This is a genomic window from Klebsiella sp. YJ (assembly GCF_002108615.1).
GTDB lineage: Bacteria > Pseudomonadota > Gammaproteobacteria > Enterobacterales > Enterobacteriaceae > Klebsiella > Klebsiella planticola.
Genome location: NZ_MTEG01000009.1, coordinates 81,302 through 95,419, shown reverse-complemented (window position 1 = coordinate 95,419; position 14,118 = coordinate 81,302). Strand labels below are relative to the sequence as shown.

At 56.7% G+C, this 14,118-nt stretch carries 12 protein-coding genes; all 12 read right to left on the bottom strand.

What is annotated here, in order from left to right:
- Positions 1-69 precede the first annotated feature (69 nt).
- The 12 genes from cuyB to mutL all read right to left on the bottom strand — a co-directional run bounded on the left by cuyB (position 70) and on the right by mutL (position 14,108).
- Positions 70-777 (bottom strand): cysteate racemase, encoded by a 708-nt coding sequence (gene cuyB / locus BV390_RS11850; RefSeq protein ID WP_047663820.1) that lies wholly within the window; start codon positions 775-777, stop codon positions 70-72.
- On the bottom strand, positions 770-1,786 hold the full coding sequence (cuyA, locus tag BV390_RS11845) for a D-cysteate sulfo-lyase (protein WP_085396956.1): 1,017 nt from the start codon (positions 1,784-1,786) through the stop codon (positions 770-772). The genes cuyB and cuyA overlap by 8 nt, the downstream gene beginning before the upstream one ends.
- A 284-nt stretch (positions 1,787-2,070) precedes the next feature.
- Entirely contained in the window at positions 2,071-4,527 is a 2,457-nt protein-coding gene (gene rnr / locus BV390_RS11840) for a ribonuclease R (RefSeq protein WP_032689829.1), read from the bottom strand.
- Positions 4,528-4,565: 38 nt separating this feature from the next.
- The gene (nsrR, locus tag BV390_RS11835) at positions 4,566-4,991 is read right to left on the bottom strand and encodes a nitric oxide-sensing transcriptional repressor NsrR (RefSeq protein WP_032689830.1); all 426 of its coding nucleotides are present in this window, start codon (positions 4,989-4,991) and stop codon (positions 4,566-4,568) included.
- A gap of 227 nt (positions 4,992-5,218) precedes the next feature.
- Positions 5,219-6,517 (bottom strand): adenylosuccinate synthase, encoded by a 1,299-nt coding sequence (locus BV390_RS11830; protein ID WP_004857049.1) that lies wholly within the window; start codon positions 6,515-6,517, stop codon positions 5,219-5,221.
- Positions 6,518-6,619: 102 nt separating this feature from the next.
- A complete protein-coding gene (locus BV390_RS11825) occupies positions 6,620-6,817 on the bottom strand; it encodes a DUF2065 domain-containing protein (protein ID WP_032689831.1) in 198 nt (65 codons plus the stop codon).
- 220 nt (positions 6,818-7,037) lie between these two features.
- Positions 7,038-8,042: a protease modulator HflC gene (hflC, locus tag BV390_RS11820; protein WP_032689832.1), complete on the bottom strand. Its 1,005-nt coding sequence runs from the start codon at positions 8,040-8,042 to the stop codon at positions 7,038-7,040.
- Between the two features lie 2 nt (positions 8,043-8,044).
- The gene (hflK, locus tag BV390_RS11815) at positions 8,045-9,301 is read right to left on the bottom strand and encodes an FtsH protease activity modulator HflK (RefSeq protein WP_004857040.1); all 1,257 of its coding nucleotides are present in this window, start codon (positions 9,299-9,301) and stop codon (positions 8,045-8,047) included.
- A gap of 65 nt (positions 9,302-9,366) precedes the next feature.
- Positions 9,367-10,647: a ribosome rescue GTPase HflX gene (hflX, locus tag BV390_RS11810; RefSeq protein WP_004857038.1), complete on the bottom strand. Its 1,281-nt coding sequence runs from the start codon at positions 10,645-10,647 to the stop codon at positions 9,367-9,369.
- Positions 10,648-10,901: 254 nt separating this feature from the next.
- The gene (gene hfq, locus BV390_RS11805; protein ID WP_004857035.1) at positions 10,902-11,210 is read right to left on the bottom strand and encodes an RNA chaperone Hfq; all 309 of its coding nucleotides are present in this window, start codon (positions 11,208-11,210) and stop codon (positions 10,902-10,904) included.
- A gap of 92 nt (positions 11,211-11,302) precedes the next feature.
- Complete coding sequence (miaA, locus tag BV390_RS11800) at positions 11,303-12,253, bottom strand: tRNA (adenosine(37)-N6)-dimethylallyltransferase MiaA (protein ID WP_032689833.1); 951 nt, start codon at positions 12,251-12,253, stop codon at positions 11,303-11,305.
- Positions 12,246-14,108 (bottom strand): DNA mismatch repair endonuclease MutL, encoded by a 1,863-nt coding sequence (gene mutL, locus BV390_RS11795; RefSeq protein WP_085396955.1) that lies wholly within the window; start codon positions 14,106-14,108, stop codon positions 12,246-12,248. Before mutL ends, miaA begins: the two co-directional genes overlap by 8 nt.
- Positions 14,109-14,118: the final 10 nt, after the last annotated feature.

Genomic DNA, 14,118 nt, shown 5'->3' with positions numbered 1-14,118 from the left:
TTTACCCTTCGAAAATTCGGAAATTTCACGCCGGACCAATAACCGGACGCAATCGTATTCAGTGATCTCTTAACGGGCCTGCCATAATTGCGAACATCGCTCGGCCAGCGCCTGGGCCGGGTCGAACGTCAGATCAGCAAACGGCGCCTTCACCGCCGCCAGCGCCACGGGAACCTCGGTGCAGGCCAGAATCAGCTTTTGCGCGCCGCGTGCAAACAGCGCGTTGGCCTGGCGCACCAGCAGCTCGCCCCCTTCTTCCAGCGCGCCGCGTTTGACCGCGTAACAGCCGGGGACAAACCACCTGGCCAGCTCCTCCGCCGTCGGCTCAATAACCGCCATCCCCTGCGCCGCCAGCTTGTGCTGATACCAGCCCGCCTCCAGCGTGCCTTGTGTGGCGATAATCCCTACCCGCTGAGGTTGTTCCGCCTGCTGCGCCAGCGCGGCCAGCGTCGCGTCAACGATGTGCAGAATCGGGGCTTCGCTCACCTGACTGAGGGCGTCATACCAGTGATGCGCCGTATTACAGGGGATGGCGATATGGCTGGCCCCCGCCTGATTGAGCTGTTCAATACCGTGGATAAGCTGCGGCAGCGGCGACGGCCCGCTTCCCGCCAGCGCCTTTTGTCGGTCCGCGATCTGCGGGACGTTCCACACCACCGAAGGGATCTGCTGCTGATCGTTCTGCGCCGGCGTGGCATCAAGCAGGCGCCGCTGAAAATCCAGCGTGGCGAGTGGCCCCATCCCTCCCAGCACGCCGAGCAGAAACGGCTTAGTCATGGCGGGTCTGCGCCTCCAGCAGCTGGCGGTAGCCGAACAGTCCGGCAGAGCCGCCGGTATGGATAAAGACCACGTTCTCATCCTGACGGAAGTGGCCCTGACGAATCAGATCGATAAGCCCGGCCATTCCTTTCGCGGAGTAGACCGGATCCAGCAGAATACCCTCGTGGCGCGCCAGCAGCGTCAGCGCTTCCAGCGTTCCCGCGGTGGGCAGACCGTAGCCCTCGCCGACGTAATCGCTATTGGCCACCACGGCGCTGCGCGGCAGCTCGCCCGCCACGCCCAGCAGATTGAGGGTTCTCGACGCCAGGTTCCTGACGTTCTCTTCCTGCTTCGCCTTCGGCGCGCGCACGCTGATGCCCAGCACCGGAACGTGGCTGTTGGTCGCCGTAAAGCCCGCCACCAGCCCCGCCTGAGTACCGGTGCTGCCCGTGGCGTGAACCACATGGTCGATGCGCAGACGTAGCTGAGATGACTGATACAACAGCTCTTCGGCGCAGGCGACGTAGCCCAGCGCGCCGATGGGGTTAGAGCCGCCGCCGGGAATGATGTACGGATTGTGTCCTTGTTCACGCAGCGTGGCGGCATACTCCTCCATCGCCTGCTGCATATCCGTGCCGCCCGGCAGATGGGCCACGATCTCCCCGCCCAGCAGTTCATCCAGCAGCACATTGCCGGAGCGTTGATAATCCTCGCCAAAATCCGTCACCCGCTGCTCCAGCAGCGCTTTGGCCTGCAGGCCAAGACGTGCGGCGCCGGCAATGGTCTGACGAACATGGTTAGACTGCGTGGCCCCCTGGGTAATCACCACGTCCGCGTTTTTCGCCAGCGCATCCGCCAGTAAAAACTCCAGCTTGCGGGTTTTATTCCCCCCGCTCGCCAGGCCGGTCGCATCATCGCGTTTTATCCATATTTTTGGCCCGCCTAATAATTTCGACAAATTATCCAGCGGCTCAAGCGGGGTCGGAAAATGACCAAGTGACACACGGGGAAAACGGGCCAGATGCATATATGCTCCTTGCACATAAAAGGGGGGGATCAAAAGTAAAATCCACTATACACAGGGGAAAAATATGGCTAATCAAAAAGAATAAATAACGATTGCTGAAAACAGACTAAGCAGGAAATACGCGGGGAAGGGAGCAATATCTATTCTGTTGTGGAATGACTTAAGGCAAAAAAGAATAACCCCCTCCGGCTGGAAGGGGTTATTTATCCGTCATACTTCGGGTTGCCGGTACGCTACGATGCGCGTTTCCCCTGCTACCCAAATGATTGAGGGGCCGGAGGCGCTTACTCCGCGACTTTTTTCTTCGCCGCGCGCTTCGCCTTCGTCGCCGCCGCTATTTTTTGCGTCTTGGCCGACGGCTTTTTCGCGCCCTTCTCTTTCTTCGCTTTCGCCGGTTTCGGTTTGCCCTTATCACCACGGAAAGCGCTGTCTGGCTCGAAGTTCACCTGCTTGCCCGCCTGACGGCGACGGCCGGACGGTTTGCCTGCATTATTGCTGGCACCATTGGCCTTCTTCGTCTTCTCCCGGGCGGTCTTGCCGACGTTGCGCGGTCCACGCTCGCTGGAGATCAGCGAGAAGTCGATTTTACGTTCGTCCATGTTGACCGCTTCGACGCGGACTTCCACGCGATCGCCCAGACGATACGTCTGGCCGCCGGATTCACCGATCAGACGCTGCCCGACCTGATCGAAACGATAGTAGTCGTTATCCAGCGAGGAGACGTGCACCAGACCATCGATAAACAGCTCATCCAGACGCACGAAGAAACCAAAACCGGTAACGCTGGCAATCACCCCTTTAAAGACGTTACCCACCTGATCGAGCATAAAGTCACACTTCAGCCAGTCAGAAACTTCGCGGGTGGCTTCATCGGCACGCCGTTCGGTCATCGAACAGTGCGCGCCCAGCTGCAGCATCTCATCCATGCTGTAGTGCCAGCCGCCGGTTTCGGTGCTGTTGCCTTTATGGCCCTGCTCTTTCGCCAGCAGATACTTAATAGCACGGTGCAACGACAGGTCCGGGTAACGACGAATCGGTGAAGTGAAGTGCGCGTAGGACTGCAGCGCCAGGCCAAAGTGGCCGCGGTTCTCCGGGTCGTATATCGCCTGCTTCATCGAACGCAGCAGCATGGTTTGCAGCATTTCATGATCCGGACGATCGGCAATTGAGGTCAGCAGCTCAGCGTAATCACGCGGCTCTGGTTTATTGCCGCCAGGCAGCTCCAGCCCCAGCTCCGCCAGTACGGAACGGAATGCGGTAATCGCTTCAGTGCTCGGCTTATCGTGGATACGGAACAGCGCCGGCTCCAGCGCCTTCTCAACAAAGCGTGCGGCGGAGATGTTCGCCAGAATCATGCACTCTTCGATCAGTTTGTGCGCATCGTTACGCTGCGTCTGCTCAATGCGCTCAATGCGGCGTTCAGCGTTAAAGATAAACTTCGCTTCTTCGCTCTCGAAGGAGATCCCGCCGCGTTCTTCACGGGCGCTATCCAGCACTTTATAAAGCGCATGCAGCTCTTCGATATGTTTCACCAGCGGCGCATAGTGCTCACGCAGCTCCTGGTCACCCTGCAGCATATGCCACACCTTGGTGTAGGTCAGGCGCGCGTGTGAGCTCATCACCGCTTCATAGAACTTGTAGCCGGTCAGGCGTCCCTTGGACGAAATGGTCATCTCGCAGACCATGCACAGGCGATCGACCTGCGGGTTCAGGGAACATAAGCCGTTGGAGAGCACTTCCGGCAGCATCGGTACGACCTGGGACGGGAAGTAGACCGAGGTCCCGCGGCTGCGTGCTTCAGCGTCCAGCGGTGTCCCGGGACGCACATAGTAGCTGACGTCGGCAATCGCCACCCACAGGCGCCAGCCGCCGCCGCGTTTTTTCTCGCAGTAAACGGCGTCATCAAAGTCGCGGGCATCTTCGCCATCGATAGTCACCAGCGGCAGGTCGCGTAAATCCACGCGGCCCGCTTTCGCCTCTTCCGGCACCTGCTCTTTCAGCACCGAAACCTGTTTCTCTACCGCCGGCGGCCAGGTGTAAGGGATTTCATGGGTACGCAGCGCCATGTCAACCGCCATGCCGGTGCCCATATTATCCCCCAGCACTTCGACGATTTTACCGATCGCTTTAGTACGTCGGGTCGGACGCTGGGTCAGCTCCACGACCACCACGAAGCCCATGCGCGCGCCCATCACCTCTTCCGGCGGGATCAGGATGTCAAAGCTCAGACGGCTGTCATCCGGTACGACAAAGCCCACGCCGGCGTCGGTGAAATAGCGGCCGACAATCTGGCTGGTTTTTGGCACCAGAATGCGCACTACGCGCGCTTCGCGGCGGCCTTTACGGTCCGCGCCCAGCGGCTGCGCAAGGATCTGATCGCCATGGATGCACATTTTCATCTGCTCGGAAGAGAGATAAAGGTCATCTTTACGCCCTTCGACGCGCAGGAAGCCATAGCCGTCGCGGTGGCCGATAACGGTGCCTTTGAGCAGGTCGAGACGCTCAGGCAATGCGTAGCACTGGCGGCGGGTAAAGACCAGCTGCCCGTCACGCTCCATGGCGCGCAGGCGGCGTCGCAGCCCCTCGAGTTGTTCTTCTCCTTCGATATTCAGTTCTGTCGCCAGCTCGTCGCGACTGGCCGGTTTTTCACGTTTTGCTAAATGATCGAGGATAAATTCCCGGCTTGGGATTGGATTCGCATACTTTTCAGCTTCGCGTTCCTGGAAAGGATCTTGTGACATGTCGGTTCCTCCGTTGTCATCTCTGATGAGAGTTTATGTCACTCCACCAGTAATAATTTATAAAGCGGTTGATTTTCTTCAACCAAATCAGCCAGCGTGTAGTTATCTAGTTCCTTGAGAAAACTTTGCGCAGCTTCAGCCAGCGCCTTTTTCAGGCGACAGGCGGGGGTAATATGGCAAAATTCGCTGCTGCAGTTGACCAGCGACAGCGGTTCCAGATCGCGGACGACATCGCCAACCCGAATGGTTTTCGCCGGCTTACCCAGGCGAATCCCCCCGTTCTTACCCCGCACGGCCATTACATAGCCAGCACGACTTAACTGATTGATTATTTTTACCATATGATTACGGGAAACGCCGTAAACCTCCGTCACTTCGGAGATACTCGTCATTCTTCCTTCCGGCAACGAGGCCATATAAATCAGCGCCCGTAATCCGTAATCCGTGAAACTCGTTAACTGCACATCAACCTCAGGGTAAGGGGGAAAGCGGCATACACTCATCATTCAGGTCACTGCTGCGTTGTGCGATCGGCCGCATCCTGAAAGCTGGTGTGTATTAATCCTCGGGTAAGACCGTATTGATACTGTATTGATGATAAACCAGCCAGCGCTCAGGCCGCTAATTTATTTGAAATGGGGCGGGTGAACAGCAAAAACAAGGGGCGCCTTAGCGGCGCCCCAGGAGATGATTATGCGTCAAACGGGTCGCGCAGAATCATCGTCTCAGAACGGTCGGGACCGGTAGAGATGATATCAACCGGCACGCCGGTCAGCTCTTCAATGCGCGCGATATAGTTCAGCGCTGCCTGCGGCAGACCGCTGCGCGTTTTCACACCGAAGGTGGTTTCAGACCAGCCCGGCATGGTTTCATAAATCGGCTCAATGCCTTCCCAGTTGTCAGCAGCCAGCGGAGTGGTCGTCACTTCGCGGCCGTCCGGCAGACGATAGGCAACGCAGAGCTTCACTTCTTTCAAGCCGTCCAGAACGTCCAGCTTGGTCAGGCAGAAGCCAGACAGGGAGTTGATCTGCACCGCGCGACGGATCGCAACGATATCCAGCCAGCCGGTACGACGACGACGGCCGGTAGTGGCGCCGAACTCGTTACCCTGCTTGCACAGGAACTCGCCGATATCATCAAACAGCTCAGTCGGGAACGGACCTGCGCCGACGCGAGTCGAGTAGGCTTTGATGATTCCCAGAACGTAATCCACGTAACGCGGACCCAGGCCGGAACCGGTCGCCACGCCACCTGCGGTGGTGTTAGACGAAGTCACGTACGGATAGGTACCGTGGTCGATATCCAGCAGAGTCCCCTGCGCGCCTTCGAACATCACGAAGTCGCCGCGCTTACGCGCCTGGTCCAGCAGATCGGAAACATCGACAACCATCGCCGTCAGAATGTCGGCAATCGCCATGACATCATCCAGCACTTTCTGATAGTCAACCGCTTCTGCTTTGTAGAAGTTCACCAGCTGGAAGTTGTGATATTCCATCACTTCTTTCAGTTTGACAGCGAAGGTTGCTTTATCAAACAGGTCACCAACGCGCAGACCGCGGCGTGCGACTTTATCTTCGTAAGCCGGGCCGATGCCGCGACCGGTGGTACCGATAGCTTTCGCACCACGTGCTTTCTCACGCGCAACGTCCAGCGCGACATGATAATCGAGGATAAGCGGACAGGCTTCGGACAGCAGCAGACGCTCACGAACAGGGATACCACGGTCTTCCAGACCTTTCATCTCTTTCATCAGCGCAGCCGGAGACAGCACGACACCGTTACCGATGATGCTGGTGACATTCTCGCGAAGAATACCTGATGGAATAAGATGGAGGACGGTTTTTTCACCGTTGATTACGAGAGTATGGCCTGCGTTGTGGCCACCCTGGTAGCGCACAACATATTTAGCCCGTTCAGTCAGGAGATCGACGATCTTCCCTTTACCTTCGTCACCCCATTGGGTGCCCAGTACGACGACGTTGTTACCCATTTTTCAAAATCACCGTTTGCTTAAAAATGGATTCTACCATCGCTTTTTCAGAGTTACAGCACTTTTTGCAGGCAATTCCAGGCAAGTCTGACCACTTTTTGATCAAGCCAGCGATTTCGTCAACATGTAGTAGATGACAAACCCGGCAACCACAAGACCACCGCCAAAACGGCGTAATAAATTATCCGGCAGCTGGCTCATTGTCGCGACCATCCGACGCCAGGCGCGCGGATAAAGCAGTGGCCCGAGCCCTTCGAGTACTAAAACCAGCGCCAGTGCCAGCCAGATTGTTGCGTTCATTATTGACCCTTAGAAAGAAAGCTCGTCCCCGCCCACAAGAGGCATTGACGGGAGAGCAATGCGGAAACAGACCTTTTGCGGCATTGTCCGGTATTTCACGTTCATTATGAACTGGTATCGCACAAAAATGCCCATAACTTATTGTGTTAAAAGTTATTTATAAAACTGCACCTATAAAAAAGGCGCCTTTCTCAAGGCGCCTTTTTACTCACAATATCACTTACTTGCGAACTGAGTCCGGCGATTTCATATAGCGGAAGAAATCGCTGTCCGGGCTGAGAACCATCACGTCCTGATTGCTCTGGAAGCTATTCTCATAGGCGCGCAGGCTACGGATAAAGGCATAGAAGCCCGGATCCTGGCTAAATGCATCGGCAAACAGCTTCGCGGCATCCGCATCACCTTCACCACGCATGATACGGCCCTGACGTTCCGCTTCAGCCAGCGTCTTGGTGACTTCATAGTCCGCCGTTGCGCGCAGCTTCTCAGCCTCTTCCTGGCCCTGTGAACGATGACGACGCGCTACCGCTTCACGCTCGGCGCGCATACGGTTGTAAATCGCTTCGGACACTTCAGCCGGCAGGTTGATCTGCTTGATACGTACGTCGACAACTTCAATACCCAGCGCCGCCATACTGTTCGGGTTAATAACCGGCACCTTACCGTTGGTTTCTGCCGATACGCGCTCTGCCGCTTTAGCGATAGCATCGTCGGCCGCCGGCGTACTGACTTCATCTTCTGTACCCGCTGAACCGGAGTTCAACGCATCACGCACTTCCAGCGTCAGACGACCGCGGGAATCGGTGACGATATCCTTCACGTCCAGGCGACCAATTTCGGAACGCAGACGGTCAGAGAACTTACGCTTCAGCAGCACTTCGGCCTGGGAGACGTCGCCGCCGCCGGTTGCCAGGTAGTAGCGGCTGAAGTCGCTGATACGCCATTTGATGTAGGAGTCAACGATCAGGTCTTTCTTCTCTTTGGTAACAAAGCGATCGGCCTGGTTGTCCATGGTCTGAATGCGCGCATCCAGCATTTTCACTGATTCAATAAACGGGAGCTTGAAGTGCAGACCCGGAGAATAGACCAGCGGTTTGTTTTCACTATCGCGGAGAACTTTACCAAAGCGCAGCGTAATCCCACGCTCGCCTTCTTTGACGACAAAGATCGACATGTAAAGCACTACCAGCACGATGACAATTATCGCAATAACAGATTTACGCATCGTTATTCCCCCTGACGCTGGTAGTCGTTACGCTGCGCGTTAGCGCGGCGTTGGTCCATAATGTTGCCGTCCGTGGTGGTCGGCGTGGTGCTGGCACTGCTTGAGCTGGATGCAGGCGGCAGACGCAGCAGATCGCTCGCGCCACTGCTACCGCTCTTTGCCGCCGGAGCACCGGCGCCTTTCAGCATCTGGTCCAGAGGCAGAACCATCAGGTTGCCGCCCTTATCGTTCACCAGCACTTTACGGGTATGGCTCAGCACTTTTTCCATGCTTTCGATATACAGACGTTCACGGGTGATTTCCGGCGCAGCTTTATACTCAGGCAGGATCTTCGCAAAGCGCGCAACTTCACCCTGTGCTTCGAGAACGGTCTGAGTTTTGTACGCACGCGCCTCTTCAAGGATACGCTGCGCCTGACCATTGGCTCGCGGCTGAACTTCGTTGGTATAAGCTTCGGCTTCACGGATGTATTGCTGCTCGTTCTCACGCGCCGCAATCGCATCATCAAATGCCGCCTTCACTTCTTCCGGCGGACGTGCCGTCTGGAAGTTGACGTCCAGCAGGGTGATCCCCATGTTGTACGGGCGAATCGTCTCTTCCAGCTCACGCTGGGTATCGCTACGAATAACGGTACGACCTTCGGTCAAAATGCGGTCCATGGTGTACTTGCCGATTACGCCACGCAGGGCGCTGTCGGTTGCCTGACGCAGGCTATCGTCCGCGCTGGCCACGCTAAACAGGTAGCGCTCAGGATCGGTCACACGATACTGGACGTTCATCTCAACGCGCACGACGTTTTCATCGGACGTCAGCATGACGCCAGAAGCCGCCAGTTCACGTACCGACTCAACGTTAACGGCCTGAACGTTATCGATAAAGGTTGGCTTCCAGTTAAGACCTGGCTCAACCAGATGGCTGAATTTACCAAAGCGAGTGACCACACCACGTTCAGCTTCCTTGATGGTATAGAAACCGCTGGCAGCCCAGATAATAACCGCAGCCGCCGCCACGATGCCGACAATGCGTCCGCCCATCGGGCCGCGTGGTCCCTGAGAGCTGCTACCGCTCCCCTGGCCCCCTTTACCGCCACCGAGACCGCCAAGTTTTTTACTTAACTTGCGGAAGATATCATCCAGATCGGGCGGCCCCTGCTCGCGACCACCTTTATTGCCATTTCCCCCGGAGTTGCCGCCTTGGTTATTGCTGCTCCCCCACGGGTCGCGGTCCTGTCCGTTATTACCGGGCTGATTCCACGCCATGTATATGCTCCATATTTGTTTTTGATATCCCCACAGGGGTTAATATCTTCAGGCAAGCTGCAAGGTCAAATCACGTAATCAACCAGCGCTGGCTCTTGTTTACAGAGGCGACGCCAGTCAACGATCGGCATGCGCACCTGCAGACCCACGCTGCCGTCATCCTCCAGCCACTCTTTTTCTATCGCCTGAAGCTGATAGAACCGACTTCTCAGTCGCCCTTCCTGTGGCGGTAGACGCAACGTGTGCTGCGCTACTTCACCGGAAAGCCGTTCCGTCAAAGCCTGAAAAAGCAGTGGTACGCCAACCCCGGTCTGGGCGGAGAGCCAGACCCGAATCGGTTTATTCTCTTCATCTCTATCGATACGCGGTTCAAAATCATCCAGCATGTCGATTTTGTTCATCACCAGCAGCATCGGGATCTCATCGGCCTCAATTTCCGCCAGGACCGTATTTACTGCATCAATGTTTTCCTGCACCCGAACATCGGCTGCATCAATCACGTGCAGCAGCAGCGTCGCCTGACGCGTCTCCTGCAAAGTGGCTTTAAACGCCGCGACCAGATCGTGCGGCAGATGACGAATAAAGCCAACGGTATCCGCCAGCACGGTCTCGCCCACATCGGTAACATCAATGCGGCGCAGCGTCGGATCCAGCGTCGCGAACAGCTGGTTCGCAGCGTAGACCTCGGCTTCCGTTATCTGGTTGAACAGCGTTGATTTTCCGGCGTTGGTGTATCCCACCAGCGAGACGGTTGGAATATCGGCTTTGGCTCGTGACCGCCGTCCTTGCTCACGCTGTTTTGACACTTTCTCCAGCCGCGACAGGATCTGCATGATCCGATTGCGCAGGAGTCGACGGTCAGTTTCGAGCTGGGTTTCACCCGGGCCGCGCAAACCAATCCCGCCTTTCTGTCTTTCAAGGTGGGTCCAGCCGCGAACCAGGCGCGTGGCCATATGGCGCAGCTGTGCCAGCTCAACCTGCAGTTTCCCTTCATGGGTACGCGCGCGCTGGGCAAAAATATCTAAGATAAGACCTGTGCGATCGATAACCCGGCATTCGCATAAGCGCTCCAGATTTCGTTCCTGAGCCGGGCTCAGGGCATGATCGAACAGCACGACTGACGCGCCGGTCGCTTTTACGGCTTCCGCAATTTCGACAGCCTTACCTTCACCAACAAAATATTTTGGGTGCGGTGCTTTACGGCTACCGGTAATCACCTGCATTGCTTCGACACCGGCAGAGGAGACCAGGGATTCAAACTCCTGAAGGTCTTCCATATCTTTGTCTTGCGAAAAATAGATGTGTACCAGCACCGCCTGCTCACCGGCATCATAACGGTCAAACAAGCGTAAACCCCTTATAAAATACCAGCGGGGAACACAGTTACCCGTTGTCTTTCAGGCCGCATGGACGTTGGCTTTCTTGCCCGACTCTGGCCGGGCCGCCACACGCGTCGTTCAAATCTGCCCCTGGCAAATTTGTTATTCACCCCAGTCATTTACTTACGCAAATGGCTGGGGAGTCACTACGCGCCGCCTTTCTGCAACCTGAAACGCATCGAATAAACCTGGCTCCCCGGCATGGAAAAACAGCATCAACCTTATTCGGTGTCTTCGCTGTCTTGCTGCGGCGCAGATGAACCCTGCGCGCTACCACCGTGGTGATAGTTGCTTGTACCGCCGCCAGCATTATTGCTGTGGTGAGACACCGGGCGAGACGGGACAACAGTAGAAATTGCGTGCTTGTAGACCATCTGGCTGACCGTGTTTTTCAACAGGATCACGAACTGATCGAAAGACTCAATTTGCCCTTGCAGCTTAATACCATTCACCAAATAAATAGAAACCGGAACGCGTTCCCGACGCAAAGCGTTCAGGAACGGATCTTGTAAAGATTGCCCCTTAGCCATTCTCTCTTTTCCTTATATGTATGCTTGTTTTGTACTCAGAACCTTACGATTCTTAAAAAAAATTACGCACGATACCGTTTAATTGTACACGTTCAGTCCTGGCTCGCACCAACTACCTGTAATACTTTGTTGAGCGCCTGTTCAGGATGTTCACTATCTAACCAGTGAATATCTTCCCAGCCGCGTAACCAGGTAATCTGACGTTTCGCTAACTGTCTCGTGGCGCAAACACCTCGATAAACCATTTCATCATACGGGATCTCGCCATCAAGATATGACCACATCTGGCGGTATCCGACACAACGAATGGAAGGCATATCCGTATGCAAATCTCCGCGGGCAAAAAGCGCCCGTACTTCTGCTTCAAAACCCGAAGCCAACATCTGATGAAAACGCTGCTCTATGCGTTGATGGAGCAGTTCACGGCTCGCCGGGGCGATGGCGAACTGATGCACCTGGTACGGCAGAGCGTCTCCTGACGTTTGCGTCAGTTCCGTTAAAGTTTTACCCGAAATGAAAAAAACTTCCAGTGCCCGGGAAAGTCTTTGCGGATCATTTGGATGAATACGCGCGGCGGCAACGGGATCGATCTCCTGTAGCTGCCGGTGCAATGCGTGCCACCCCTGCTCTGCTGCCTGCTGCTCAATTTTAGCCCTGACCTGTGGATCCGCCGACGGTAACGGCGACAATCCTTCCAGCAACGCTTTGAAATACAACATCGTTCCGCCAACCAGTAGCGGAATACGCCCGGCTGCGACGATCTCCGCCATTTCAGCCAGCGCATCGCGGCGAAAATCCGCCGCGGAATAAGCCTCTGCCGGATCGCGAATGTCCAGCAGCCGATGCGGCGCAGCGCTCAGCTCCGCGGCATCTGGCTTGGCAGTGCCAATATCCATTCCTCGATAGATAAGGGCGGAATCAACACTAATCAACTCTACCGGTAAAATTTTACGCAAAGCAATCGCCAGGGCGGTTTTACCGGAGGCCGTCGGGCCCATTAAAAATATTGCCTTAGGCAGGCTCGCCGTGGTGGTATCACTCATCTTTCAGGGCAGTCATCGCCGAATGTAAATCAACAGGTTGTAACAGACCACCCGGCGGGGCTTTTACCAGCTGCGGGCACAAACGTTCAACGTCGGCCAGCACGGTAATCGCCTGCGCCATATTCCACTGCGCATGTTCGCTCGCCAGATTACGCGCGATCCACTGCGCGATGTTGCCGACGTCGAATGCCTTTTGCTGCGCCAGGTAGCCTATCAGTTCAGGAATCAAGATTTGTAAATTTTGTTGTCTTAAGGGTAAAGGCACGGCGCGAACCGTTAAATGTTGCGCGTCAGACTGCAGATCGATACCCAGTAACGCCAGCGCCGACTGCGCTTTATCCAGCGCCGCTTTCTCCGCAGCGGACGCTTTCAGCCGCAGCGGGATCAGCAGCGGCTGAGCGCACACCGGCTCCACCTCCGGCGTCAGCTGCGCCTGCCGCAGCCAGCGTTCGGCAACCGGCAACGACAGCAGCGCCAGCTTGCCGTCTCGCTCCAGCAGCGCGCAATCACCAGCAACGATAGTCAGTACGCGGCCAAAGCTTTGGCTGTGCCCGGATAGCCCCTCCGCTGCAGGTGCCGGTGCGCTGCTTTTGCGTTCCACCGCCGGTGTTTCCAGCAGCTGGCGATAGAGCGCCCCCTGCTGTTTCTGATAGCCGGGCTGCGCATGCGGCCAGCTGGCCGCGCCCGCAGCAGCTCCCGGAGACGGGCGCGGCGCCTCGCTACTATAGCGCGGTGCCGCGGGCTCACGAACCGCCGCCGGCTGGGCAAAGTGGTTGCCGCCCGCCGCCACCCGGTTTTCCGGAACCGTCGGGCGCAGCGGCTCAGCTTCGTGTTCTTCTGCCAGCGGGGCGTTAAGCTGCTGCTGGAGCACGCTCAATACGCCCTGATAGATAAAGTCATGCACCAGACGCGACTGGTGGAAACGGACTTCATGCTTCGCCGGGTGGACGTTGACATCCACCTGGTGCGGATCGATCTCCAGATAAAGCACAAATGCCGGCTGCTGGTCGGCCCCCAGCTTATCTTCGCAGGCCTGACGAATCGCATGATTAATTAAACGATCGCGCATCATGCGACCATTGACGTAGCAATACTGAATTTCCGCCAGCGTCGGGTTGGTATGTAAAGGGTCGGCCACCCAGCCGCGCAGGGTCAGATCGCCATGCTGCCACTCGAGCGCCAGGGCATGTTCGAGAAACGGCATGCCGCAGATCGCGCCCAGCCGCCGTTCGCGCTGACCGCCCTCAGGCACCGCACGATACTGACGCACCGCTTTGCCGTTATGGCTGAGGTTAATGGTGACGTCAAAACGCGCCAGCGCAATGCGTCTGACGATTTCATCGATGTGGCCAAACTCGGTCTTTTCGGTACGCATAAACTTGCGCCGCGCCGGGGTGTTGTAAAACAGATCCAGCACTTCCAGCGTGGTCCCAACCGGATGCGCCGCCGGTTTGACGGTCACCTCCTGATCGCGCCCCTCGGCGTAGGCCTGCCAGGCCTCCTGCTGTTCCGCAGTGCGGGAAGTCAGCGTCAGTCGGGCAACCGAGCTGATACTGGCCAGCGCCTCGCCGCGAAAACCGAGGCTGATAATCGCTTCCAGGTCGTCGAGCGTGGCAATTTTACTGGTGGCATGACGGGCCAGCGCCAGCGCCAGCTCGTCCTTTTTGATCCCGCAGCCGTTATCGCGAATGCGGATAAGCTTTGCGCCGCCGCGCTCGATATCAATATCAATTCGCGTCGCGCCAGCGTCGAGACTGTTTTCTACCAGCTCCTTCACCACCGACGCCGGACGTTCCACCACCTCACCTGCGGCAATCTGGTTGGCGAGCTGCGGCGGTAGAACCTGAATCGGCATGACTGACTCC